Raw genomic sequence first — 23,479 nt, 5'->3', positions numbered from 1 at the left:
CTCGCCCTGCACCAGCGCGGCGCGGGCCGCGCGAGCCAGGTCACCGGGAGTGGCGTAGCGCTGTCCCGGCCGCTTGGCCATGCCCCGATCGATCACCGGATCGAAGAATTCCAGGGCCGGGTCCACGGCGCTGGGCCGTGGCGGCGGCGCCATCTGATGCGAGCCGATCGCGCCTGCGAGGCTGTTCACCGGGTACGGGACCCGCCCGACCAGGGCCTCGTAGAGCACGCAGGTCAGCGCGTAGGTGTCGACGGCGGCGGTCAGCGGCGCGTCCTCGAAGCGCTCCGGCGCCATGTAGGCCATCGAGCCGACGGCGCTGCCGGTGCTGGTGAGCTGCGGATCGGAGTCGGTGTGCGCGATGCCGAAGTCGACCAGGTAGGCGAACATGCTGCTGGTGAGCAGGATGTTGGCGGGCTTCACGTCGCGATGGATCAGGCCGATCTCGTGGGCGGCGTCGAGCGCGGCGGCGATCTGTTCGACCACCTGCACCGCCTCACCGGGCGTCAGCCTGCCGTGCCGCTGCAGGCGGTCCTTGAGATCGGTGCCCTTGACCAGCCGCATGTCGATGTAGAGGACACCGTCGACCTCACCCCAGTCGTGCACCGGGATGACGTGCGGCTCCTGCACACTCGCCATCGCGTGCGACTCCCGGCGGAATCGCTGCACGTAGACGGGGTCTCTGGCCAGATCGCGGTTGAGCACCTTGACGGCGACAGTGCGATTCTTGGAGGTGTCGTAGGCCTCGTAGACCTCCCCCATACCGCCGACTCCGAGGAGTCTGCGCAATTCATAGCGCCCGAACATCGAGCCCGCCATCGCCCCGCCGGCCATTCCTGCAGGCTACCGGGAGCCGGTGGAATTCGATACCGCTTGCCCCGGCTCCGCGCGAGGGTGTGATCTGCGCCCCGTAAAGTCGTCAGCAGAACTACGCAAGAAGTCGCGGCACACCTGGTGCGCCGTGCAAGGAGCACACGTGTCACTCGATCAGCCACTGGCCCCGCTTCCCCAGGAGGGCATGGGTTTCGCCGCGGCGTGGCCCGTCCGGGCTGGCGATGTGGATCCCTATCACCGGCTGCGCTTCGATGCCGTGGCGCGCTATCTGCAGGACATCTCCTGGGACGAACTGCATCAGACGGCCCTGCATCGGACCGACCCCACCTGGATCGTGCGCCGCACCGTCATCGACGTCATCCGGCCGGTCACCTGGCCCGACCAGGTGCACCTGACCCGCTGGTGTTCGAGCATGTCGACCCGGTGGACGAACATGCGCACGCGGATCACCAGCGACGGCGGCGGGCTGATCGAGACCGAGGGCTTCTGGATCAACCTCAGCGAGTCCAGCAATCTGCCCGCCCGGATCAGCGACGAGGGCCTGGCCTACCTGGCCCGATCCACCGACGAGCACCGGTTGCGCTGGCGGCCCTACCTGACCGATCCGGCCCCGCGCGAGTCCGACACCGATCTGCCGTTCCCGGTCCGCGCGACCGATATCGACCAATACAACCACGTCAACCACACCTGCTACTGGCAGGCGGTCGAGCAGTTCCTGGTCGACTACCCCAAGTTGGTCGCCGGACCGCACCGCGCGGTCATCGAATACGTGGCCCCGGTGCTGGCCCGTGAGCACATCACGGTGCGCGGCCGCTACGAATCGGGCGACCGGACCGGCCGCCCGGTGCTGCGGCTGTGGTTCGTGGTCGGCGGGATCACCACGACCGTCGTCCGGATCATGCCCCTGCCGGAGTAGCCCCGGCCCGCCGCGCGGACCGGGGCTGCCTCGGCTAGCCCTTGGCCGCTTTGAGCAGCTCGGCGCGGGTGGTGAACTTGACCCGCGGCCTGCCCGCCGCCTTGCCCGCGGCCTTCTCTGCCTGGTCGATGGTCTTCCAGCCCTTCCGGTCGACCAGCTCCGGCTGCCGCTGCGCGAGCAGCGCCTGCAGCGCCGCCCGGTCACCGGTCGGCGCGGTGAGCTTGCCCGCGATGAAGTCGGCGATCAGCGCCTCCACCGTTTCCTCGGCGTCGACCCGGTTGGAACCGATCACGCCGCGCGGGCCGCGCTTGATCCAGCCGGAGACGTACACGCCCGGCACCGGCTCGGTGGCCTCGATGACCCGGCCGTGCTCGCTGGGCACGGTGCCGCGCCGCTCGTCGAAGGGCAGACCCGCGACCGGCACGCCGCGGTAACCGATCGAGCGCAGCACCAGACCGGTGTCGAGCGACTCGGTGCGATCGGTGGCGGTCGCCACGAGCTGACCGTTCTCCTCGGTCAGTTCGTTGTGCGCGAACTCGATCGAGGTTGCCTTGTCCTCGCCGTGCACCGCGGTCGGCGTGGTCAGGTAGCGGAAGACGATCCGCTTGTGCGCCGGGTCGTGCTCGGCGATGGAGTACTCCTGCGCGAGGGTGTACTTCAGCCGCAGCGACGGCTCGATGTTCGGGTCGTCGAGCAGCGCCTGGCTGTGCGGGTCCAGCGCCAGATCGGCCGGATCGACGACGACGTCGACGCCCTTCAGGTGCGTCAGCGACAGGAACTCCGGGGTGCTGTAGGCGGCTTGCAGCGGGCCGCGCCTGCCCAGGATCACCACCTCGCGGATGTTGCTGTTGCGCAGCGCGTCCAGGGCGTGGTCGGCGATGTCGGTCTTGGCGAGCTCGTCCGGGTCGACGGTGAGCACGCGGGCGACGTCGAGCGCGACATTGCCGTTGCCGACGATCACCGCGCGCTCGCCCGACAGGTCGAACTCGCGATCGGCGAAGTCGGGGTGGCCGTTGTACCAGGCGACGAACTCGGTGGCCGAGTGACTGCCGGGCAGGTCCTCGCCGGGCACGCCGAGCTTGCGATCGCTGGACGCGCCGACCGCGTAGATCACCGCGTGGTGGTGATCGAGCAGTTCCTGATGGTCGATGTGCTGACCGACCTCGACGTTGAGGTAGTACTGCAGCGTCTCGCGGCGGAAGGCCGAGTCGAACATATTCGCCACGTTCTTGGTGCCCGCGTGGTCGGGCGCGACGCCCGCCCGGACCAGACCCCACGGGGTCGGCAGCCGGTCGAACATCTCGACCTCGACGTCGCTGCGGCGCAGCAGTTCGTCGGCGGCGTAGCAGGCGGCCGGGCCGGCGCCGACGATCGCGACGCGCAGCGTGCCCAGGTCCTTGGGCGGACGGGTCGGGGTCGCCAGCGGATCGAAGTTCGACTCCAACGGGTGGCGCTGGAAGTAGGCGGCGTTGATCTCGCGGTACCTGGCCAGCGAGGCGAGCAGGTCGTCCTCGGAGAAGATGGCGTCCACCGGGCACGCGTCGACACAGGCTCCGCAGTCGATGCAGGTGTCGGGGTCGATGTACAGCATCTCCGCCGTGGCGAATTCCGGCTGATCCGGGGTCGGACGGATGCAGTCGACCGGGCACTCGGTGACGCAGCTGGCGTCGTTGCAACAACGCTGCGTGATGACGTAGGCCATAGTGTGCAGATCCTCGAAATGTGTGGTCGGTGGCTCGAGACGTCGTCCGTGGCGGGCCCGCGGCGGGTGTGCCACGAACACATCTACGGTGACGCAGCTTTCAGTGTGCCTCGAGTGTGACCGCTACCTCACCGGCGGTCGGGATTACGGTGGTTCCCATGGTGGCGACCCTGATCCTCATGCGGCACGGAAAATCGGCATACCCCGACGGTGTCGGCGATCACGCCCGCCCGCTGGCGCCGCGTGGGCAGCGGGAGGCGGCCCTGGCCGGTGACTGGCTGCGGGCCACCCAGCCGCCGATCGACGCCGTGCGCTGCTCGACCGCCACCAGGACCAGGCAGACGCTCGCCGCGACCGGGATCGATGCGCCGGTGGAGTACACCGACGACATCTACGAGGCGAACCCGCACACCCTGATCGAGCTGGTCCAGCTCACCGACGATGCCGTCGGCACGCTGCTCGTCGTCGGGCACGTGCCCGGAATCCCGTGGACCGCTTGGGAACTCGCGGCCAATCGCGACTCCGATCAGGCGACCGAGCTCAGCCGCAAATTTCCCACCTCGGCGCTGGCCGTGCTCGAGTTCGACCGGCCGTGGGCACAGCTGGACCCGGGTTCGGGTGAACTCACGTACTTCCACGTGCCCCGCTGAGGGCGGACGCGGCTACTTGAGCAGCTTGCCGCCGACGACGATGCCGACCCCCAGCAGGGCGAGCAGCACGAAGGCGACGAAACCGTTCGTCAGCCACCACACCACGCCGAGCACCAGCACCACCGGCGCCACCGCGATCGCGGTGATCACCGGGCTCTCCTTGACCGTCTCCCAGGCCGATCGGGCCCTGACGCGGTCGATGTCCTTACCTGCCATGTGATCCACACTACGTTTCTGTCGGCCTCTGGTGCCATGCTGAACGGCATGGATTGGAAAATCGAACTCGTTGCCATCCCGGTCACCGATGTCGATCGGGCCAAGGACTTCTACACCAGCATCGGTTTCAACGCCGATCACGACCACACCCCGAGCCCGGACATCCGCTTCGTCCAGCTCACCCCGCCCGGCTCCGGCTGCTCGATCTGCATCGGCCGCGGCCTGACCAGTGCGGCGCCCGGCAGCGTCGAGGGCATGCAGATGGTCGTCCCCAGTGCCCAGCAGGCCTACGAGCAGCTCGTGGCCGCGGGTGTGGAGGCCAGCCCGGTGCAGGACATGGGCTGGGGCCTGTTCACCTTCTTCGCCGACCCCGACGGCAACCGGTGGGCCGTGCAGGAGCTGCCGAAGTACAACTGAATTCGCTCGTCCCGCGAGAATAGGTCTTGCTTGGAGCGCACTCCAGGTGGATAGCGTCGGTGGGGTTCCACGAGAAAGGGACGAGCACGATGGATCAGGACGCGGCCCTGCGCAGCACCGCCGGGGACGACGATCGCGAACGCCCGCGATACTCGATCGGCCAGGTCGCCGAGCGATCGGGCCTCAGTCGCGACACCCTGCGCTGGTACGAGCGGATCGGGCTGATGAGCTACGTCGGCCGCGACCACACCGGCAACCGGCGCTTCAGCGACCGCGACCTGGAATGGCTGACGCTGATCAAGCGGTTGCGGATGACCGGCATGCCGGTGGCCGACATGATCCGCTACGCCGAACTGGTCAAGGCGGGTGAGCAGACCTACCCGGAGCGGCTCGCGATGTTCCGCCAGACCAGGTCCGACGTGCTCGACAAGATCGCGGAACTCCAGCAGACCGTGGCCGTCCTCGACTACAAGATCGCCATCTACGAGGGCAGATCCGAGGCCGACCGGCCGGCCACGCGCACCGCGTCCACGAGCGAAGGAACCGATACATGAGCACCACCGCGACGCTGCCCACCACCACCCTCGGCACCGGCGGCCCGCTGGTCGGCGTGCAGGGCCTGGGCTGCATGGGCATCAGCGAGTTCTACGGCGAGACCGATCCGGCCGAATCACGCGCCACCCTCGAGCACGCGCTCGAACTCGGCGTCACCCTGTTCGACACCGCCGACATCTACGGCTCGGGCCACAACGAGGAGTTCCTGTCCGAGTTCGTCCGCGCCCATCGCGACGAGCTGGTGATCGCGACCAAGTTCGGCATCGTGCGCAAGGCCGACGACCCCGCCTACCGCGGCTTCGACAACTCCCCCGGCTACATCCGCGCCGCGGTCGACGCGAGCCTGCGCAGGCTCGGCATCGACACGATCGACCTGTACTACATGCACCGGCGCGATCCGCGGGCGCCGATCGAGGAGACCGTCGGCACGCTGGCCGAACTCGTCGCGGCGGGCAAGGTGCGCGCGCTGGGGCTCTCGGAGGTGACCGGCGACGAACTGCGCGCCGCGCACGCGGTGCACCCGATCGCGGCCGTGCAGTCGGAGTGGTCGCTGTTCTCCCGCGACGTCGAGCGCACCGCGGTGCCCGCCGCCGCCGAACTCGGCGTGGCGTTCGTGCCGTACTCGCCGCTGGGTCGTGGCTTCCTCACCGGCGCGTTCCGCACCGCGAAGGACCTCGGCGACAAGGACTTCCGCCGGTTCCAGCCCCGCTTCACCGGCGACAACGCCGAGCACAACGCCGAGCTGCTCGCCCCGCTGGCCGCGATCGCCGCGGCGCACGGGATCACCCAGGCCCAGGCGGCGCTGGCGTGGGTGCACGCGCGCGCCGAGGCGCACGGCCTGCCGGTGGTGCCGATCCCCGGCACCCGCAAGCGCGTCCGACTGGCCGAGAACGTCGCGGCGGCCACGGTGCGGCTCACCGCCGAGGAGCTCGCCACGCTGGAGCCGATCGCCGGGCAAGTGGCGGGCAACCGCTACGCNCCGACTGGCCGAGAACGTCGCGGCGGCCACGGTGCGGCTCACCGCCGAGGAGCTCGCCACGCTGGAGCCGATCGCCGGGCAAGTGGCGGGCAACCGCTACGCCGACATGTCCTTCACCTCCGCCGGTCGGGAATAGCCGTCGGCGCGCCGCGGTCCGACGGGCCGCGGCGCGCGGCGCTAGCATCGCGAGAGTGACCGAACGCCACGACCGCGTGTGGATCGACAAGCAGCACCCCGCGATCTTCAAAGCGCTCAGCGCGACCGCTGCCGAGATCCGCGCCGCCGCGGCGGCCGCGGGGATCGAGCGGCGGCTGATCGAGCTGATCAATCTGCGGGTCTCCCAGATCAACGGCTGCCCGTACTGCCTCGACGTGCACGAGCACGCGGGCCTCGGCGCCGGCTTGTCGGCACAGGAGATCGCGGTGCTGCCCGCCTGGCGGCGCGGCGGCACGTACTCGGCCGCCGACCGGGCCGCGCTGGGGCTGGCCGAGGCCGTCACCACCCTGCCCGACGAGGAGCGCACCGATCGGGAATACGAGATCGCGCGCGAGCATTGGTCCGAGGAACAGATCTCGGTGATCATCTGGATCGCCGTCGCGATCGGCGCGTTCAACCGCGTGTCGATCCTGAGCGCGCACCCTGTTCCGGTGCGGAAGGAGCGCAAGAAGATGTCCGAGACCACCCCCGCCGCGCAGCCCGCGTCGACCGAGCCCGAGCGCCGGGTCGTGCGCAACCCGGAGAAGAACCGCTACGACGTGTTCTACGACGGCGCACTGGCCGGCTTCGCCGAGTACATCGAGCGCGACGACGACACCGATTTCATCCACACCGAGATCGACGGCGCCTTCGCGGGCAAGGGCCTGGGCAGCGTGCTCGCCCGCCAGGCCGTCGAGGACGTGATCGCGCGCGGGCGCACCATCACCGCGCACTGCCCGTTCATCCGCGGCTGGCTCGACAAGCACCCCGAGTACGACGCGCACGTCGTCGGCAAGGGCATCGCCAAGTGAGCGATCTGGAGCTCGATCCCACGGAGGCGGTGTGCGAGCCGTCGCCGAGTCCGGGACCGATCACCGAGCTGTACCCCGCCAGGGAGGTACCCCTCGGTGGCGTGCGCGGTGTGTACGTCGAACGCACCCTGCCGCAACGGGATCTGCCGACCGTCGGCGCGTGGTGTTTCCTGGACCGGTTCGGTTCGCCGACCGTCACCCGGACCGGCGCGTCGCCCGATATCCTGCCGCACCCGCACATCGGCCTGCAGACGGTGACGTGGCCGTTCGACGGCCGGATCCGGCACCGGGATTCGGTGGGCTCCGACGTCGAGATCGAGCCGGGCCAGCTGAACCTGATGACCTCGGGCCGCGGTATCGCCCATTCGGAGTTCGGCGTCCCCGGCGCCCACGCGGGCAACGGGCTGCAGCTGTGGATCGCGCTGCCCGGCACCGCGACCGGGATCGAACCGCATTTCGAGCAGCATCGCGAGCTGCCCGTGTACGAGGAACCGGGCCTGCGGGCCACCGTGCTGATCGGCACGCTGGGCGGCGTCACCTCACCGGCACGGGCCTACACGCCGATCGTCGGGGCGGATATCGTGCTCGACTCCGGCGCCGAGGTGCGGCTGCCGCTGGAACGCGCCTTCGAGCACGCGGTGCTGGTCGTCGAGGGCACCGTGGTGGTGGACGGGACCGAACTCTCGCCCGGCCCCCTGCTGTATCTGGGCACCGATCGGGCCGAGGTGCGCCTGACCAGCACCGAGGGCGCGCACTTCGCGATGATCGGCGGTGAACCATTCGCCGAGGAACTGGTGATGTGGTGGAACTTCGTCGGCCGCAGTCACGACGAGATCGTCGCGGCCCGCAATGCCTGGGAAGCCCACGACACCAGCCGTTTCGCCGAGGTGGTCGGCCACGCGCCGGACGAGCGGATTCCCGCCCCACCGCTGCCGCCGCTGCGTTTGAAGCCACGCAAGCGGGCGACCGGCTGCGCCCACCGCTGATCCGGCGCCGCCTCCCGCGGCGCCGGATCCGACGGCCGCTAGCGGCCGTCGGCCAGCAGGGCGTCGAGGGCGCGGTAGCTGTCGTTGAGGCCGCCTTCCATACCCGAGGCGAGCATGCCCGCGCATTCCTCGGCGGTGTGGAAGATGCTGTCGGTGACGACCCGGGTGCGGCCGTTGCCGAGGTCGACGAAGGTGGTCGAGTCGATCGAGATGTGGGCGGGCATGCCGTCCCACTCGAAGGACTGCACGATGCGCTCCTTCGGGGTGATCTCGCGGAAGCGGCCCTCGAAGCCGTAGGACTCGTCGCCGTCGTGTTCGACGAAGCGCCAGTGGCCGCCCTTGCGGAACTCCCAGCGCTCGACATCGACGACATGGCCGCGGCCCCACCAGCGCGAGAGCTGTTCGATCCGGCTGTAGGCGTTCCACACCCGGTCCAGCGGTGCGTCGAAATCGCGTTCGATGTGGACTTCGCGGTCCGAGGTCGAGGTGATGACCGCGTCGTTGGTCGTTGTGCTCATTGCTCTGGCTCCGTTCGTTCGAGGAATTCACCGAGACGGTCCATCCGGGCTTCGAGCATCTGCCGATAACCCTGCATCCAGGCCACCTCTCGATCGAAGACGTGCTCGCCGATCCGGCAGTACCGGACCCGGCCACGCTTCTCGGTGACCACCATGCCCGCGTTCTCGAGCAGGCCGATGTGCTTCTTGATGCCGGTCAGGGTCATCTCGAACCGCTCGGCCAACTCGCTGATGCTGGCGGGCCCACGCCCGAGTTGCTCGAGGATGCCCCGCCGGGTGGGGTCCGCGAGCGCCCCGAACGAGGCATCCAGGAAGTCATACTGAACCATCTAGTTCAGTATTGCGCGGCCACGCCTCCTCGTCAAGGGCGGTCGAGGATTTCCGAAAACCCTGGACCTGCCCCCGGATTGACTACTACGCTCCGTCGTAGACATCGGTGTTCGAGGGGGAGACATGGACAAGACGACATGCTGCATCGTCGGCGGCGGACCGGCGGGCACGATGGCGGGCCTGCTGCTGGCCAGGGCGGGCGTCGAGGTGACGGTGCTGGAGAAGCACCCCGACTTCCTGCGCGATTTCCGCGGCGACACCGTGCACCCGTCGACCGTGCGACTGCTCGACGAACTCGGCCTCGGCGTGGACTTCGCCCGGCTCCCGCAGTCCACCCTGACCAGGATGTGCATGTACGCCGGCGATCGGATGGTCGTCGCCGCCGACCTCAGCCGGATTCCCGGCCGGTACCGCCACATCGCGATGGTCCCGCAGTGGGACTTCCTCGACCTGCTGGTCCGCGCCGCCGCCACCGAGCCGACCTTCACGCTCCGCATGCGCTCGACCGTCACCGGGCTCATCCACCAGGCCGATACCGTCACCGGGGTGCGATACCGCGACGCCCACGGCACCGAGCACACCCTGCGCGCCGACCTCGTGATCGCCTGCGACGGACGCGATTCCGTAGCGCGCGAGGCCGCCGGACTCCGCCAGCGGAGCGAGGACGTGCCGATGGACATGTGGTTCTTCCGCGTCCCGAAGGGCGCCGACGACACCGATGGTGGCGCGGTGCAAGCCCGCTTCACCAGCGGGAACTCGGCGGTGGCGATCGACCGCGGCGACTACTACCAGACCGGTTACATCATCGAGAAGGGTCGCGACGCGGCCCTGCGGGCCGCCCACGACGTGGCATGGCTCCGCGAACGCGTCACCGAGCTGTTCGGCTGGCCCACCGAGGCGACCGCGGCGATCGGGTCCTGGGACGACGTGAAACTGCTCGAGGTGACCGTCGGGATGCTGGATCGCTGGTACGTGCCCGGCCTGCTGTGCATCGGCGACGCCGCGCACACGATGTCGCCGGTCGGCGGTGTCGGGGTCAACCTGGCGGTGCAGGACGCTGTCGCGACCGCGCGGCTGCTCGCCCAGCCATTGCTGGACGGGACGGTGCGAACCGCCGACCTGGAGAAGGTCCAGCGCAGGCGGATGCTGCCCGCGAGCTTCACCCAGCGCTCCCAGCGCGGCGAGCACGACATGCTGATCGCGCCCGCCCTGCGCGGTGAGCTGACCACTGCCCCACTGCCGCTGCGGGTCGTCGACGCCGTGCCGATGCTGGCCGGGCTCGCCGCGTACCTCGGCGGTATCGGCCTCCGCCCCGAGCACGCGCCGGACTTCGCGCGCAGGCCGAATGCCGGTGCGGGACGGTCGGCCGCGTCGCGCTGACCGCCCGACAACTTTCCGAAAAGCCGCTCAGCGGTTAGGTTTGCCGCGACGAACGGGACGATTCGGTCCCGGTGGATCAGCGGGAGGCTTGGCGGGATGAGGATCGGCACTGTGATCGGCGCGGCGCTGCTGGCGGTGGGGGTCACCCTGGCGGGCACGGGAGTCGGGACCGCCGAGCCCGAACCGGCCGGCACCCAGCCCGGCGTCCAGCTGCGCGGCGTCGACAAGGACGTGAACTACCAGGTCGGCGTGTCCGAGGATCGGCGCGCCGTGGTGACCACGCTCGACGCGGGCCGGTTCCAGCTGGTGCACGACGCGAAGGTCGTCACCGTGACCGATGCCGCGGGCACGGTGATCGCCGCGCTGCCGATGGTCGTCCGTCTCGGTGAGCGCGAGGTGCCGCTGACGCCGGCCATCGACGCGGCGGGCACCAGCCTCACCCTCACTCCGGTCGGCGAGTCCGATACCCCGGTGCGCGATATCAGCGCGCAGGAACGCTTCTTCGCCGAGACCCAGCGACTGCAGCCGCAGATCATCCAGGGCGCTGTGATCGGGGCGGCGATCGGCTTCGTCCTCGGGTTCCCGCTCGGGCTGTTCGTCCTGGACTTCATCACCGTGCCGGTGGCGACGGTGGCAGGCGCGGCGATCGGCGCGCTGGCCGGGTACGCGCTGGCCGGCGGGCAACCGGCCGTCGACACCGCGCTCGCCTACGTCACCGGGGCGCCCTGACGCTCACGCCGGACTCAGCCGCTGGGTACCGATCACGCGCAGCAACGCCATCTTCTCGGCGGCGTCGGTCCCGGGCCTGGGCAGGTAGACGAGCAACCGCTGCGCCGCGTTCCTGGTGACCAGGACCTCGCAGATCGTGTCGATCAGCCCGACCTCGGGATGCGCGAACCGCTTGCTGTCGGTGACCCGCACGGCCACCTCGTGTTCGTTCCACAGCGCCTCGAATTCGGGACTGGTGCTGCGTAATTCGGCGATGTAGTGGGCGACTTCGGCGTCGCCTGCCCGGCGTGCCGCGGTGGCGCGCAGGTCGGCGACATGGCTGCGGCTGAGCCGATCCCAATCCGCTTCCGGGAACACCGCCCTGGCGGCGGGATCGGTGAACCACCGCCAGGCGTAGTAGCGGTCGAGACCGCTGCGCTCGCCGTGATCGCCCGCCAGCAGGGTGTGCATGCGGTTCTGGACGAGCACTTCGCCGAGCTCGGTGATCACGGCGGCCGGGGTGTCGTCGAGTTTGGACAGCATGTGCAGCAGACCCGGCCCGACGTGCTTGTCCCGCAGCTCCCGATCCGGGGACTGATGACCGCACAGATGGAACAGGTGGTCGCGTTCGTCGGCGCTCAGCCGCAGCGCCCGGGCCAGCGCGGCCAGCACCTGGGTCGACGGGCGCGGTCCGCGCGCCTGCTCCAGCCGGGTGTAGTAGTCGGTCGACATGCCGGTGAGCAGGGCGACCTCGTCGCGGCGCAGCCCGGGAGTTCGCCGGCGCACCCCGGGCGGCAGGCCGACGTCGGCGGGCGTCAGCTGTTCGCGGTGCCTGCGCAGGAAGTCGGCGAGCTCGGAGCGGTCCATCCCTCCATGGTGCGCGACCGCGCGCGGCCCAGCCAGGGACCGGCGATCCCCCGATGAACGCTCTCTGCCGCGTCCGGCACACCCCACGCAGGCTGAGGTCATGACGAATTTCCGACACTCCCCCTCGACCTCCCTCGGCGACACCGGTCCCCGGGTCAGCCGCATCGGCCTCGGCGCGATGGGCATGTCCGGCATGTACGGCGCCGCCGACGACCGCGAATCCACCGCCACCCTGCACGCCGCGATCGACGCTGGTATCAACCTCGTCGACACCGGCGACTTCTACGGCGCCGGCCACAACGAACTGCTGATCGGCAAGGCCATCGCCGAACGGGCCCGCGAGGACGTGGTGCTGAGCGTGAAGTTCGGCGCGCTGCGTGGCCCGGACGGCTCCTTCGCCGGCTTCGACGGCAGGCCCGCCGCCGTCCGCAATTCGCTCACCTACAGCCTCACCCGGCTCGGTGTCGACCACATCGACATCTACCGCCCGGCCCGACTCGATCCCGAGGTGCCGATCGAGGACACCGTCGGCGCCATCGCCGACCTGGTCGAAGCCGGCTATGTCCGCCACATCGGCCTGTCCGAAGTCGGTGCCGACACGCTGCGCCGGGCCGCCGCCGTGCACCCGATCGTCGATCTGCAGATCGAGTACTCGCTGCTCTCGCGCGGCATCGAGGACGAGATCCTGCCGGTGGCAAGGGAACTCGGTGTCGGGATCACCGCCTACGGCGTGCTCTCGCGCGGCCTGCTCAGCGACACCTTCCGCGCGGGCGCGCCCACCGACGCCACCGACTTCCGCACCCACAGCCCGCGCTTCCAGGGCGAGAACCTCACCCGCAATCTGCGCCTGGTCGAGGCGCTCGCGGAAATCGCTGCCGCCAAGGGCGTTTCGGTCGCCCAGCTCGCGATCGCGTGGGCCCTGCATCGTGGCGAGGACATCGTCCCGGTGATCGGCGCGCGCAGCCGCACCCGCCTGACCGAGACCCTGGACGCACTGCGGATAGCGCTGACCGAGCGGGAACTGACCGCGATCGAGTCCGCCACCCCGGCCGCGGCGGTGGCGGGCGAGCGGTACGCGCCCGCGCAGATGGCAGCCCTCGACAGCGAGCGCTGAGTGGCGTGCGGACTCTCCGCTACCGTTGACGGAAGGAGAGTTCGCACGTTGTGAGTGGGTGGTGAGAGACGTGTTCGACCCGCTGGCCGACATCGATCGGGCCCTGGCCGAGCAAGCGGGCTGGACCTGGTTCGACGACTACCTGCTGTACACGTGCGGCGTGGCCGAGCTGCTCGCTTCGGGCCGGGGCGAGCGGATACCGTCCACCGCGACCAGGGTTCGGCTCGACCCCGGCGAGACCTGCTTCGCCGACGGCGGCGTCCAGTGGTTCACCTGGCGCGGACCGGGGAACGGCAAGTGGGTGCGCGGCCAGGTGCGCGCCGACGGGCGGACGCCCCTCGGCGCCGTCGCCCACCTGGGCAACGCGGTGCGCAACGAGTCGCGGCGGCTGCGGGCCGAGGCCGCGACGCAACCGCGCTGGGTGGCCGAACGTCCGGGATCGGCGATGATCTCCCAGCACCGGATTCACCTGGCCAACCCGGAGCGATCGTTCTCGCTGTACTGGTCGGCATTGGAGAGCGTCGACCTGACCGCGCCCGACCTGGTCGGCTGCCGGTTCCCCGACCGCGCCGGGACCCTCCAGCAACTGCAGATCCGCAGCGCCTGGGCGCCCCTGATCTTCGTCACCGCGGCCCTGCGACATTTCCCGCACCATCCGCTGCTGCGCAACGGGACGTGGCTGCCCGCCGGGTTCGAGGACAAGTGTCACCTGGCGGGCAAGAAATGCCCGAAGGTGCGCTCGCTCTAGCGCTGCCTGGCCCGGTAGGCCGCGACGGCGTTGCGATTGCCGCAGGCAGTACTGCAGTAGCGGCGGGAACGGTTGCGGGACAGGTCAAGTACCAGGCCGTCGCAGGTGTCGTCGGCGCAGATCGACAGGCGACTCAGGTCGTCGGCACGGATCAGATCGATCATGGCCATCGCGGTCTCGACGGCGATGCGGACCGGCAGCGGGGCCTCGGCCGGGACGGCGTGTACGTGATAGTCGACCTCACCGTGCCGGACCAGCTGCGGCACCGCGCGATGCTCGGCCAGGGTCTCGTTCACCAGGACCACCGCGCGGTCCCGGTCGCTGGTGAGCATCCGGCGCAGCGGCGCGCGCAGGGCCCGCACCGCGGCCAGTTCCGCGGCGTCGCCGGTGTACACACCCGTGTAGACGTGCCGCACGAAGAACTCGTCGAGCTGGTCGGTGCCGGTGAGGGTGTCGGGGTCCTCCGCGGAATTGACCAGTTCGACCGCCGCCAGCAGCGCCGCCTCGGTGTCATGAGCGAAAACCACGTTGACATATTACCGCAGCCTGCTTACCGTCATTAGTCATGGCGACTTTGACTCATGACGGACTGGCGAGCAGCCGGATCCGCACCGGCCTGCTCTTCGCGCTGGCCTCCGCCACCTCGTTCGGCCTGTCCGGCCCACTCGCGCGCGGGCTGATGAACGCGGGCTGGAGCGCGGCCGCCGTCGTCGCCGCGCGCGTACTGCTCGCCGGAGTCGTCCTCTTGCCCGTCGCCCTCCCCCAGCTCCGGGGGAACTGGAACCTGGTGCGCGCCAACGCGACCCTGATCGTGCTGTACGGGCTACTCGCCGTAGCCGGCACCCAGCTGGCCTACTTCAACGCGGTCGCCCACATGGAAGTCGGCGCGGCGTTGCTGATCGAATACACCGCGCCGATCGCCGTCGTCGGCTGGATGTGGGCACGGCACCGCCAGCGCCCCGGCGCGGCCACCCTGGCCGGTGCCGCGCTCGGCATCACCGGACTGCTGCTGGTGCTCGACATCCTCGCCGGGGTGTCGACCGATCCGATCGGCATCACCTGGGCACTGGCCGCGATGATCGGCGCCGCCGCGTATTTCGTGCTCTCCGCCCAGGGCGGCGAGCTGCCCGGCACGGTCCTGGCCGCGGGCGGCCTGCTGATCGGCGGGGTCACGCTGGTGCTGGCCGGCCTGGTCGGCATCGTGCCGCTGCACGCCACCACCGCGACAGTCGTGTTCGACGATTTCAGCACGCCGTGGTGGGTCCCGATCCTGCTGATCGGCATCGTCACCGCCGCGATCGCCTACGTCACCGGCATCGCCGCCACCCGCCGCCTGGGTTCCCGGCTGGCCTCGTTCGTCGCCCTCACCGAGGTGCTGGCCGCCCTGCTGTTCGCCTGGGCCCTGCTCGGCGAGGCCCCCCGTCCGATCCAATTACTCGGCGGCGCGCTGATTCTCCTCGGCGTGATCATCGTCCGTCTCGGCGAACCCGAACCCCTGCCGGCCGGCGACCCCGAGGCGCGGGCGGTCGCCGCGGTCCCGACACGCCCCGAGGCCTGACCTACCAGCGATGGTCGAGGGCCGCGCCGGCGATGACGACGCGGTCACCGCGCGACTCGGCGAACCCCGCGTCCGACTACCTCGATTCGGCTCTCCGGTGACCATCGATCCGGCAAGCTCTACCGGTGCCCAACACACAGGAAAACGCACCGCGCTGCCCGGAATGCGATGGCCCGATGCTCCGGATCCTCTACGGCTACCCCACCTTCGAGTCGTTCCAGGCCGCCGAGCGGGGCGAGTACATCCTGGGCGGATGCTGCGTCACCAACGTCTCGCCGCAGTGGGGTTGCCGACCGTGTCAGGACCGGCAGGCCGAGGAAGATCAGCGCGCGGTCTTCGACCGGATCAGGAACCGCGACCGAGATCGCGGGTGACGGGATGCGCGCGGACCGCGATCACCAGCGGTAGTCGAGGAACTTGCCGTCGAGGGTGATGACCACGCGGTCGCCGTCGGGGTGGGGGCGGCGGGCGATGTCGATGTTGAAGTTGATGGCGCTCATGATGCCGTCGCCGAATTCCTCGTGGATGAGAGCCTTGAGCGCCGGGCCGTAGACCGAGACCGCCTCGACCAGGCGATAGATGGTGGGATCGGCCAGTTGCGCCGGGTCGGCGCCGCGCGAGGGCTGCAGACGCAGGCTCTCGGCGACGGTCTCGTCCAGGTCCAGGAGCGCGCAGGCCGCGGCCGCCTGCTCCTCGGTCATCGGGTGCTGACCGAGCAGGGCCGCCGTCGTCCAGACCAGCGGCGCGCCCAGCGATTCCGCGATGGCGGCCCAGGTCAGGCCTTTGCGGATGCGGGCGGCGACGACGAGATCGGCGGCGGCGGACTTGCTCATGATCGGTTGCATACGGGCTCCTCGGTGGGGGACTTCGTCAGCCTGCCATCCGCCCGCACCCGCCCGCCATAGTGGAATACCACTATTTACCGAGTGGCAACTTCCGGTGATCGCGAGGCAACCTCGGCGGCGAAAACTACTGTGCTGGAAGCACTACGAAGGGGTCACATGTCGTATCTCAAACCAGCGGACTTCGTCGAGAAGATGATCGACGCGGGCGAAGCCAAGGCATTCATGTCCACCAGGGACACCGTGATCCGCGCCTACATGGCGGGCGCGATCCTCGCCCTCGCCGCGGCGTTCGCGGTCACCATCACCGTCAACACCGGCCAGCCGCTGCTGGGCGCCGTCCTCTTCCCGGTCGGCTTCTGCATGCTGTATCTGCTCGGATTCGACCTGCTCACCGGCGTTTTCACGCTGGTCCCGCTGGCCCTGCTCGACAAGCGCCGCGGCGTCACCGTGCGCTCGATGCTGCGCAACTGGGGCCTGGTCTTCGTCGGCAACTTCGCCGGCGCGTTCACCGTCGCCGTCATGATGGCGATCATCCTGACCATGGGCTTCTCCGTCGACCCCAGCGCCGTCGGCCAGAAACTCGGCGAGATCGGCGAGGCCCGCACCCTCGGCTACGCCGAATACGGCGCCGCGGGCATGCTCACCCTCTTCATCCGCGCCGTCCTGTGCAACTGGATGGTCTCCACCGGCGTGGTCGCCGCCATGATGTCCACCTCGGTCTCCGGCAAGGTGATCGCCATGTGGATGCCCATCATGCTCTTCTTCTACATGGGCTTCGAACACTCCATCGTCAACATGTTCCTGTTCCCGTCCGGCCTCCTCCTCGGCGGCGACTTCTCCCTCGGCGACTACCTCATCTGGAACGAAATCCCCACAGTCATAGGCAACCTCGTAGGCGGCCTCACCTTCGTCGGCCTCACCCTCTACGCCACCCACGCCCGCACCGCCCCCTCCCGCCGCCCCGAATCCTCCGAAGCGTGACCATCCCCGCCAGGTGTGATCATTTATCGAATAAATGATGATAAGATGGCAGGATGTCGTCAGATGCCGTGTGGCCGTCTGTCACCTGGGAGTCTCACGATTGGACTCCGACAATTCCGGCCGAGTTGCTCTCACGCCGAGTGCGTGCACGGCACACGGGGCCGTACCGGGCCGCAGTGGTGCCGACGATCGCCGAACAGTCCGTCTGCCTGCCCTCGGACGTCTTGGCCGCCGCCGACGCCGCCACCGTGGAGATCACCCGGTTCGACACCCTGGTCGGTGCCGACCTCACGCCGTTCGGCGCGATCCTGCTGCGGACCGAATCCGCGTCCTCCTCCCAGATCGAACACCTGACCTCGGGAGCCAAGGCGATCGCGCTGGCCGAGATCGGCGGCACCGACCAGCGCAACGCGGTCGAGATCGTGGGCAATGTCCGTGCGATGCGGACCGCGATGAACCTGGTCGGCGAGGTCGACGAGCGTCTGCTCCTGGAGATGCATGCCGCGCTGATGGTGCACGAGCCGGAGTCGGCCGGGCGGTGGCGGGCCCAGCAGGTGTGGATCGGTGGCGACAATGTGGGCCCACATGGTGCGGCCTTCGTCGCTCCACATCACGCCCGCGTACCGGATTCGATCGACGATCTGCTCCGGTTCATCCGGCGCGACGACATTCCGGCGCTGGCTCATACCGCCCTCGCACACGCGCACTTCGAGACGATTCACCCGTTCATCGACGGCAATGGACGGACCGGGCGGGCGATGCTGCACGCGATGCTGCGGTCGAAGGGCGTCACCGAACAGGCGACGGTCCCGATCGCCGCCGGACTGCTGACCCGCGTCGACGACTATTTCGCCGCGCTCACCGCCTATCGGGCCGGCGACCCGGCACCGATCGTGCACCAGGTCGCCGAAGCCACCTTCATCGCACTCGGCAACGCGCGCCTGCTGGTCGCCGATATCCACCGAATCCGCGAACGGTGGGAATCGGCGGTCCGCGCCCGGCGCGGATCCACCCCATGGCGCCTGATCGACGTCGCCCTGCGCCAGCCGGTCTTCGACGCCGCCACCGCAGCGGACGCACTCGGCATCGCCGACTCCAACGCGGTACGCGCCATCAACGCCTTGGTCGAAGTCGGCGTACTCACCGAATTCACCGGCATGCGCCGCAACCGCCTCTGGCAGGCAAGAGAAGTCCTCGACGCCCTCGACGACTTCGCCCGCCGAGCAGGCAAACGCACCCCCGCAACCTGACAGCATCGCTATTCTGAATGGCCCAGTGTGGCATAACTCAGGTGGTGAAAGTGCACGATCCGATGGCGGATGTCGAACGGGCGCTGGCCGCCCAGGTCGGCTGGAATTGGGTTGACGACCATCTGGTCTATGCCTGCGAAATGCTAACGCGGCTGCGGGCGGGTGGGATGGCAGCGCTCGCGCCGCACACGACATCGATTCTGATGGACGAGCAGGAGACCTGTTTCGGGGAAGGGCAGGGTATGTGGGCGGCGTTTCGCAGCCCCGAGCTGCCGCCTCCGCCGCCGACTGTCGCCACGCCGGTGATCGCGGCTGTCGTCCCGCATGCCCCGGTCGTCGTGCCGCCGCGCGGCAGCTCGAGCCGCGATATGCAGCGGGCACGTACGGCAGCAAATGCCGCAGCCTTCAATGCCAGACGGCGAAACGAACATATGGCGGTCCATATGGTTCGGGCGGCCGCCGAGGCGGCGCAGGCCGCGAATGCCGCGGCGGCAGCGGCCCGCACTCAGGCGATGCAACCACGCTGGTTCTCCGAGCCGAGCGGCAGCATCACCCTCACGAATCTCCGAATTCACCTCACCAATCAACACCGCTCATCTCGAATCCCGCTGGCGGCGTTGGAGCACCTCGAATTGACGCAACCCGACCGGCTGCGAATCCGATTCACGGAAGCGAACACATCGCACTACCTCGAATTGGCGACTCCGTGGGCGACGCCGGCGTTCCTCCTTGCCAGCCATGCGAGATTCCCCCATCACCCCCAACTGATCAGCGGCTCCTGGCTCCCCCACGGCTTCGAGGAACGCTGCCACATCGCGGGCAAAACCTGCCCGCGAGTCCGCTGACCCGGAAACGACGAACGCCCCGTTCCAATCAGGAACGGGGCGTTCGGGTTACTGCTTAGCGGTAGTCGCTGAAGCCGTAGTCGTCCAGCGGCACCGCGGCACCGGTGGAGGAGCCGAAGCTGTCCGGCGAGTAGTAGGTGTCGTCGTAGGACGGCACCGCGTACGCGGCGGCACGGGCTTCTTCGGTCGGCTGCACCTGGATGTTGCGGTAACGGTTGATACCGGTACCGGCCGGGATGAGCTTACCGATGATCACGTTCTCCTTCAGGCCGATCAGCTTGTCGGAGCGGCAGTTGATGGCCGCGTCCGTCAGCACTCGGGTGGTCTCCTGGAAGGAGGCCGCCGACAGCCACGAATCGGTGGCCAGCGACGCCTTGGTGATACCCATCAGCACCGGACGACCGGAGGCGGGCTCGCCGCCCTCGGCCACCACGCGACGGTTCGAGGCCTCGAACTCGGCGCGCTCGGTGAGCGAACCGGGCAGGAACTCGGTCGCACCCGAATCGATGATCGTCACGCGACGCAGCATCTGGCGCACGATGACCTCGATGTGCTTGTCGTGGATCGACACACCCTGCGAGCGGTAGACCTCCTGGACCTCGTGGACCAGGTGGACCTGCACCTGACGGGGACCCATCACGCGCAGCACCTCGTGCGGATCGGCAGCGCCCTCGAGCAGCTGCTGACCCACCTCCACGTGGTCACCGTCGGCCAGCAGGCGCTCGGTGCCGTCGTCGTGCTTGAACACACGCAGACGCTGACGCTTCGAGAGCTTGTCGTAGACGACTTCGTCCGACCCGTCATCAGGGATGATCGTGATCTTGTAGAAGCGGTCGTCGTCCTCGAGGCGCACCCGGCCCGAGACCTCCGCGATCGGCGCCTTGCCCTTGGGGACACGGGCCTCGAAGAGCTCCTGGACACGCGGCAGACCACCGGTGATGTCGTCACCCGCGACACCACCCTGGTGGAAGGTACGCATGGTCAGCTGGGTACCCGGCTCACCGATGGACTGGGCGGCGACGATGCCGACGGCCTCGCCGATGTCGACCAGCTTGCCGGTGGCCATCGAGCGGCCGTAGCAGGTGGCGCAGACGCCGGTGCCGGTGGTGCAGGTCAGCACGGAGCGGACCTTCACCTCGGTGATACCGGCCTCGAGCAGCGCCTCCAGGGCCGGGTCGCCGAGATCGGCGCCCTTGGCCACGACGACGTTGCCGCTCGCGTCGACGGCGTCGGTCGCCAGGGTGCGGGCGTAGGTCGAGGTCTCGACGTGCGCGTCCCGGATGAGCGAGCCGTCGGCCTGCTTCTCCGCGATCGGCACGACGATGCCGCGCTCGGTGCCGCAGTCGTGCTCGCGCACGATGACGTCCTGCGAGACGTCCACCAGACGACGGGTCAGGTAACCCGAGTCGGCGGTACGCAGCGCGGTGTCGGCCAGACCCTTACGAGCACCGTGGGTGTTGATGAAGTACTCGAGCACGGTCAGGCCCTCACGGAACGAGGACTTGATCGGGCGCGGGATGAACTCACCCTTGGGGTTCGTCACCAGACCCTTCATACCGGCGAGGGTACGAGTCTGGGTGAAGTTACCGGTCGCACCCGAGTCGACGATCGTGATGATCGGGTTGTCGGCCGGGTAGTGCGAACGCAGCGCCGTGCCGACCTCTTCGGTCGCTTCCTGCCAGATCTTGACCAGGGCGTTGTTGCGCTCCTGGTGATCGAGCGCACCACGCTGGTACTTCTTCTCGATCTGATCCGCCATGGCCTCGTACCGCTCCATGATCTCCGCCTTCTCCGGCGGAACGAGCACGTCCGACATGGAGACGGTGACACCCGAACGCGTGGCCCAGTAGAAGCCCGCGTCCTTGAGCTTGTCGACGGTCTGGGCGACGACGATCATCGGGTAGCGCTCGGCCAGATCGTTGATGATCGTGGCCTGCCGCTTCTTCGGCATCGGCTCGTTGATGAACGCGTAGTCCGCCGGGAGCAGATCGTTGAACAGCACGCGACCCAGGGTGGTCTCGGCCAGCCACGCGTCACCGCGGTGCCAGCCCTCCGGGAAGAGCTCCGCCTCGATCTCGCGCGGCGGGCGCTGCTCGGTGAGCCGGACCTTGATCATCGAACGCACGGTGAGCTCACCGCGGTCGACGGCCATCTGGGCCTCGGCGGGCGAGGAGTACACGCCCGACTCCGGGGTGTCCTTGCCGCCGGCCTGGTAGGTGCCGACACCCTTCTCGTCGAGACGAGTCAGGTAGAACAGGCCGGTCACCATGTCCAGACGCGGCATCGCCAGCGGGCGACCCGACGCCGGGGACAGGATGTTGTTCGACGACAGCATCAGGATGCGCGCCTCGGCCTGCGCCTCCGCCGACAGCGGCAGATGCACGGCCATCTGGTCACCGTCGAAGTCGGCGTTGAACGCCTCACACACGAGCGGGTGCAGCTGGATAGCCTTACCTTCGACCAGCTGGGGCTCGAAGGCCTGGATACCCAGGCGGTGCAGGGTGGGCGCGCGGTTCAGCAGCACCGGGTGCTCGGCGATGACCTCTTCGAGGACATCCCACACCTGGGGACGCTGACGCTCGACCATCCGCTTGGCGGACTTGATGTTCTGCGCGTGGTTCAGGTCGACCAGACGCTTCATGACGAACGGCTTGAACAGCTCGAGCGCCATCAGCTTCGGCAGACCACACTGGTGCAGCTTCAGCTGCGGACCGACCACGATGACCGAACGGCCCGAGTAGTCGACACGCTTGCCGAGCAGGTTCTGACGGAAACGACCCTGCTTGCCCTTGAGCAGATCGCTCAGCGACTTCAGCGGGCGGTTACCCGGTCCGGTGACCGGACGGCCACGACGGCCGTTGTCGAACAGCGCGTCGACGGACTCCTGCAGCATCCGCTTCTCGTTGTTGACGATGATCTCGGGCGCACCCAGATCGATCAGTCGCTTGAGGCGGTTGTTGCGGTTGATCACGCGGCGGTACAGGTCGTTCAGGTCGGAGGTGGCGAAACGGCCACCGTCGAGCTGAACCATCGGGCGCAGCTCCGGCGGGATCACCGGAACGGCGTCGAGCACCATGCCCATGGGCGAGTTGCCGTTGGCCTGGAAGGCCGCGACGACCTTGAGCCGCTTGAGCGCGCGCAGCTTCTTCTGGCCCTTGCCCGAGCGAATGGTCTCGCGCAGGTTCTCGGCCTCGGCGTCGATGTCGAAGTTCTCCATCAGCTTCTGGATGGACTCCGCACCCATGGCACCGGTGAAGTACTCGCCGTAGCGGTCGACGAGCTCGCGGTAGAGCACCTCGTCGACAATGAGCTGCTTGACCGACAGCTTGGTGAAGGTCGTCCAGATCTCGTCGAGGCGGTCCAGCTCACGCTGGGCGCGGTCGCGCAGCTGACGCATCTCGCGCTCGCCGCCGTCCTTGACCTTGCGACGCACGTCGGACTTGGCGCCCTCGGCCTCCAGCTCGGCCAGGTCGGCCTCGAGCTTCTGCGCGCGGGCCTCGAGATCGGCGTCGCGCTGATCGGCGACGGCCTTCTTCTCGACCTCCATCTCGGCCTCGAGGGTGCTGAGCTCGTTGTGGCGCAGCTCCTCGTCGACACCGACGATGACGTAGGCGGCGAAGTAGATGATCTTCTCGAGATCCTTCGGCGCCAGATCCAGCAGGTAGCCCAAGCGCGACGGAACGCCCTTGAAGTACCAGATGTGGGTGACGGGTGCGGCCAGCTCGATGTGGCCCATCCGCTCGCGGCGCACCTTGGCGCGAGTCACCTCGACGCCACAGCGCTCACAGATGATGCCCTTGAAGCGGACGCGCTTGTACTTGCCGCAGTAGCACTCCCAGTCCCGGGTGGGGCCGAAGATCTTCTCGCAGAAGAGCCCGTCCTTCTCCGGCTTGAGCGTGCGGTAGTTGATGGTCTCCGGCTTCTTGACCTCGCCATAGCTCCACTGGCGGATGTCTTCAGCGGTGGCCAGGCCGATCCGGAGTTCATCGAAGAAGTTGACGTCTAGCACGTAACTTCCTTTCCCCTGTTCGGGTCGAATTCGAGCAAAAAGTTCACTAGTTACCGATCGCGGGTCC

Annotated in this window: 24 protein-coding genes and 2 pseudogenes; 17 read left to right on the top strand and 9 right to left on the bottom strand. The window is 68.8% G+C overall.

Features of this window, described 5'->3' with window-relative positions; translation table 11 throughout:
- The coding region (locus V8688_RS04240; RefSeq protein ID WP_342800201.1) for a serine/threonine-protein kinase at positions 1–831 on the bottom strand (831 nt) is incomplete at its 3' end.
- 142 nt (positions 832–973) lie between these two features.
- Here V8688_RS04240 and V8688_RS04235 point away from each other — a divergent pair.
- The gene (locus tag V8688_RS04235; RefSeq protein ID WP_218719636.1) at positions 974–1,747 is read left to right on the top strand and encodes an acyl-ACP thioesterase domain-containing protein; all 774 of its coding nucleotides are present in this window, start codon (positions 974–976) and stop codon (positions 1,745–1,747) included.
- Positions 1,748–1,781: 34 nt separating this feature from the next.
- Here the strand turns inward: V8688_RS04235 and V8688_RS04230 are convergent, their stop codons facing one another.
- Positions 1,782–3,449 carry an FAD-dependent oxidoreductase gene (locus V8688_RS04230; protein ID WP_342800200.1) on the bottom strand — a complete coding sequence of 556 codons (1,668 nt, stop codon included), beginning with the start codon at positions 3,447–3,449 and terminating at the stop codon, positions 1,782–1,784.
- A 158-nt stretch (positions 3,450–3,607) separates the two neighbouring features.
- Here V8688_RS04230 and V8688_RS04225 point away from each other — a divergent pair, with 158 nt between their 5' ends.
- Positions 3,608–4,099, top strand: a complete 492-nt coding sequence (locus V8688_RS04225) for a histidine phosphatase family protein (RefSeq protein WP_316576164.1) — start codon at positions 3,608–3,610, stop codon at positions 4,097–4,099.
- A 12-nt stretch (positions 4,100–4,111) separates the two neighbouring features.
- On the opposite strand, the gene V8688_RS04220 is transcribed toward V8688_RS04225, so the two are convergent.
- A complete protein-coding gene (locus tag V8688_RS04220) occupies positions 4,112–4,315 on the bottom strand; it encodes a hypothetical protein (protein WP_218719633.1) in 204 nt (67 codons plus the stop codon).
- A 48-nt stretch (positions 4,316–4,363) separates the two neighbouring features.
- On the opposite strand from V8688_RS04220, the gene V8688_RS04215 reads away from it, so the two are divergent.
- The 6 genes and pseudogenes from V8688_RS04215 (at position 4,364) to V8688_RS04190 (ending at position 8,259) form a co-directional block, all read left to right on the top strand.
- The gene (locus V8688_RS04215) at positions 4,364–4,732 is read left to right on the top strand and encodes a VOC family protein (protein ID WP_218719632.1); all 369 of its coding nucleotides are present in this window, start codon (positions 4,364–4,366) and stop codon (positions 4,730–4,732) included.
- 89 nt (positions 4,733–4,821) lie between these two features.
- A complete protein-coding gene (locus V8688_RS04210) occupies positions 4,822–5,286 on the top strand; it encodes a MerR family transcriptional regulator (protein WP_218719631.1) in 465 nt (154 codons plus the stop codon).
- Positions 5,283–6,265 (top strand): annotated as a pseudogene (locus tag V8688_RS04205) (aldo/keto reductase); the annotation flags it as partial. The gene V8688_RS04210 and the pseudogene V8688_RS04205, both read left to right, overlap by 4 nt.
- A 192-nt stretch (positions 6,266–6,457) precedes the next feature.
- A pseudogene (locus tag V8688_RS04200) lies at positions 6,458–6,919 on the top strand (carboxymuconolactone decarboxylase family protein); the annotation flags it as partial.
- Between the two features lie 15 nt (positions 6,920–6,934).
- Positions 6,935–7,273 (top strand): GNAT family N-acetyltransferase, encoded by a 339-nt coding sequence (locus V8688_RS04195; protein WP_342800203.1) that lies wholly within the window; start codon positions 6,935–6,937, stop codon positions 7,271–7,273.
- Positions 7,270–8,259, top strand: a complete 990-nt coding sequence (locus V8688_RS04190) for a pirin family protein (RefSeq protein ID WP_342800199.1) — start codon at positions 7,270–7,272, stop codon at positions 8,257–8,259. The genes V8688_RS04195 and V8688_RS04190 overlap by 4 nt, the downstream gene beginning before the upstream one ends.
- A 38-nt stretch (positions 8,260–8,297) precedes the next feature.
- On the opposite strand, the gene V8688_RS04185 is transcribed toward V8688_RS04190, so the two are convergent.
- Positions 8,298–8,777 carry an SRPBCC family protein gene (locus tag V8688_RS04185; protein WP_218719627.1) on the bottom strand — a complete coding sequence of 160 codons (480 nt, stop codon included), beginning with the start codon at positions 8,775–8,777 and terminating at the stop codon, positions 8,298–8,300.
- Positions 8,774–9,106, bottom strand: coding sequence for a metalloregulator ArsR/SmtB family transcription factor (locus V8688_RS04180; RefSeq protein WP_218719626.1), 333 nt, complete (start codon positions 9,104–9,106; stop codon positions 8,774–8,776). The genes V8688_RS04185 and V8688_RS04180 overlap by 4 nt, the downstream gene beginning before the upstream one ends.
- Before the next feature lie 124 nt (positions 9,107–9,230).
- Between V8688_RS04180 and V8688_RS04175 the strand changes: the two genes are divergently transcribed.
- Together V8688_RS04175 and V8688_RS04170 are read left to right on the top strand one after the other, a co-directional pair.
- Positions 9,231–10,487: an FAD-dependent oxidoreductase gene (locus V8688_RS04175; protein WP_342800198.1), complete on the top strand. Its 1,257-nt coding sequence runs from the start codon at positions 9,231–9,233 to the stop codon at positions 10,485–10,487.
- A gap of 96 nt (positions 10,488–10,583) precedes the next feature.
- Positions 10,584–11,216: a hypothetical protein gene (locus tag V8688_RS04170; protein ID WP_342800197.1), complete on the top strand. Its 633-nt coding sequence runs from the start codon at positions 10,584–10,586 to the stop codon at positions 11,214–11,216.
- A 3-nt stretch (positions 11,217–11,219) separates the two neighbouring features.
- On the opposite strand, the gene V8688_RS04165 is transcribed toward V8688_RS04170, so the two are convergent.
- The gene (locus V8688_RS04165; RefSeq protein WP_218719623.1) at positions 11,220–12,062 is read right to left on the bottom strand and encodes a helix-turn-helix transcriptional regulator; all 843 of its coding nucleotides are present in this window, start codon (positions 12,060–12,062) and stop codon (positions 11,220–11,222) included.
- Positions 12,063–12,162: 100 nt separating this feature from the next.
- Here V8688_RS04165 and V8688_RS04160 point away from each other — a divergent pair, with 100 nt between their 5' ends.
- Together V8688_RS04160 and V8688_RS04155 are read left to right on the top strand one after the other, a co-directional pair.
- Entirely contained in the window at positions 12,163–13,176 is a 1,014-nt protein-coding gene (locus tag V8688_RS04160) for an aldo/keto reductase (RefSeq protein WP_342800196.1), read from the top strand.
- Positions 13,177–13,237: 61 nt separating this feature from the next.
- Complete coding sequence (locus V8688_RS04155) at positions 13,238–13,924, top strand: hypothetical protein (RefSeq protein ID WP_316576170.1); 687 nt, start codon at positions 13,238–13,240, stop codon at positions 13,922–13,924.
- On the opposite strand, the gene V8688_RS04150 is transcribed toward V8688_RS04155, so the two are convergent.
- Complete coding sequence (locus V8688_RS04150) at positions 13,921–14,451, bottom strand: CGNR zinc finger domain-containing protein (RefSeq protein WP_342800195.1); 531 nt, start codon at positions 14,449–14,451, stop codon at positions 13,921–13,923. The genes V8688_RS04155 and V8688_RS04150 overlap by 4 nt on opposite strands.
- A gap of 38 nt (positions 14,452–14,489) precedes the next feature.
- On the opposite strand from V8688_RS04150, the gene V8688_RS04145 reads away from it, so the two are divergent.
- Positions 14,490–15,482, top strand: a complete 993-nt coding sequence (locus V8688_RS04145; RefSeq protein WP_342800194.1) for a DMT family transporter — start codon at positions 14,490–14,492, stop codon at positions 15,480–15,482.
- A gap of 176 nt (positions 15,483–15,658) precedes the next feature.
- On the top strand, positions 15,659–15,856 hold the full coding sequence (locus V8688_RS04140) for a hypothetical protein (RefSeq protein WP_218719618.1): 198 nt from the start codon (positions 15,659–15,661) through the stop codon (positions 15,854–15,856).
- Between the two features lie 21 nt (positions 15,857–15,877).
- On the opposite strand, the gene cynS is transcribed toward V8688_RS04140, so the two are convergent.
- Positions 15,878–16,327, bottom strand: a complete 450-nt coding sequence (gene cynS, locus V8688_RS04135) for a cyanase (RefSeq protein WP_218719617.1) — start codon at positions 16,325–16,327, stop codon at positions 15,878–15,880.
- A 156-nt stretch (positions 16,328–16,483) separates the two neighbouring features.
- On the opposite strand from cynS, the gene V8688_RS04130 reads away from it, so the two are divergent.
- The 3 genes from V8688_RS04130 (at position 16,484) to V8688_RS04120 (ending at position 19,403) form a co-directional block, all read left to right on the top strand.
- The gene (locus V8688_RS04130; protein ID WP_316576173.1) at positions 16,484–17,308 is read left to right on the top strand and encodes a formate/nitrite transporter family protein; all 825 of its coding nucleotides are present in this window, start codon (positions 16,484–16,486) and stop codon (positions 17,306–17,308) included.
- Between the two features lie 176 nt (positions 17,309–17,484).
- Entirely contained in the window at positions 17,485–18,558 is a 1,074-nt protein-coding gene (locus V8688_RS04125) for a Fic family protein (protein ID WP_342800193.1), read from the top strand.
- 41 nt (positions 18,559–18,599) lie between these two features.
- The gene (locus V8688_RS04120) at positions 18,600–19,403 is read left to right on the top strand and encodes a hypothetical protein (RefSeq protein WP_316576175.1); all 804 of its coding nucleotides are present in this window, start codon (positions 18,600–18,602) and stop codon (positions 19,401–19,403) included.
- A 55-nt stretch (positions 19,404–19,458) separates the two neighbouring features.
- On the opposite strand, the gene V8688_RS04115 is transcribed toward V8688_RS04120, so the two are convergent.
- Positions 19,459–23,412 (bottom strand): DNA-directed RNA polymerase subunit beta', encoded by a 3,954-nt coding sequence (locus V8688_RS04115; RefSeq protein WP_218719615.1) that lies wholly within the window; start codon positions 23,410–23,412, stop codon positions 19,459–19,461.
- Positions 23,413–23,479 lie beyond the last annotated feature (67 nt).

It is taken from the genome of Nocardia sp. No.11 (genome assembly GCF_038752175.1).
Taxonomy (GTDB): Bacteria; Actinomycetota; Actinomycetes; order Mycobacteriales; family Mycobacteriaceae; genus Nocardia; species Nocardia canadensis.
The sequence above is the reverse complement of the archived record's forward strand: the minus strand, read 5'-3'. Positions and strand labels throughout refer to the sequence as shown.

Excerpts from the sequence above, each read along its gene's own strand:
- V8688_RS04230 (WP_342800200.1), bottom strand. The coding sequence starts at position 3,449 with ATGGCCTACGTCATCACGCAGCGTTGTTGCAACGACGCCAGCTGCGTC.
- V8688_RS04225 (WP_316576164.1), top strand. The coding sequence starts at position 3,608 with ATGGTGGCGACCCTGATCCTCATGCGGCACGGAAAATCGGCATACCCC.
- V8688_RS04220 (WP_218719633.1), bottom strand. The coding sequence starts at position 4,315 with ATGGCAGGTAAGGACATCGACCGCGTCAGGGCCCGATCGGCCTGGGAG.
- V8688_RS04215 (WP_218719632.1), top strand. The coding sequence starts at position 4,364 with ATGGATTGGAAAATCGAACTCGTTGCCATCCCGGTCACCGATGTCGAT.
- V8688_RS04210 (WP_218719631.1), top strand. The coding sequence starts at position 4,822 with ATGGATCAGGACGCGGCCCTGCGCAGCACCGCCGGGGACGACGATCGC.
- V8688_RS04195 (WP_342800203.1), top strand. The coding sequence starts at position 6,935 with ATGTCCGAGACCACCCCCGCCGCGCAGCCCGCGTCGACCGAGCCCGAG.
- V8688_RS04185 (WP_218719627.1), bottom strand. The coding sequence starts at position 8,777 with ATGAGCACAACGACCAACGACGCGGTCATCACCTCGACCTCGGACCGC.
- V8688_RS04180 (WP_218719626.1), bottom strand. The coding sequence starts at position 9,106 with ATGGTTCAGTATGACTTCCTGGATGCCTCGTTCGGGGCGCTCGCGGAC.
- V8688_RS04175 (WP_342800198.1), top strand. The coding sequence starts at position 9,231 with ATGGACAAGACGACATGCTGCATCGTCGGCGGCGGACCGGCGGGCACG.
- V8688_RS04170 (WP_342800197.1), top strand. The coding sequence starts at position 10,584 with ATGAGGATCGGCACTGTGATCGGCGCGGCGCTGCTGGCGGTGGGGGTC.
- V8688_RS04165 (WP_218719623.1), bottom strand. The coding sequence starts at position 12,062 with ATGGACCGCTCCGAGCTCGCCGACTTCCTGCGCAGGCACCGCGAACAG.
- V8688_RS04160 (WP_342800196.1), top strand. The coding sequence starts at position 12,163 with ATGACGAATTTCCGACACTCCCCCTCGACCTCCCTCGGCGACACCGGT.
- V8688_RS04145 (WP_342800194.1), top strand. The coding sequence starts at position 14,490 with ATGGCGACTTTGACTCATGACGGACTGGCGAGCAGCCGGATCCGCACC.
- V8688_RS04140 (WP_218719618.1), top strand. The coding sequence starts at position 15,659 with ATGCTCCGGATCCTCTACGGCTACCCCACCTTCGAGTCGTTCCAGGCC.
- cynS (WP_218719617.1), bottom strand. The coding sequence starts at position 16,327 with ATGCAACCGATCATGAGCAAGTCCGCCGCCGCCGATCTCGTCGTCGCC.
- V8688_RS04130 (WP_316576173.1), top strand. The coding sequence starts at position 16,484 with ATGTCGTATCTCAAACCAGCGGACTTCGTCGAGAAGATGATCGACGCG.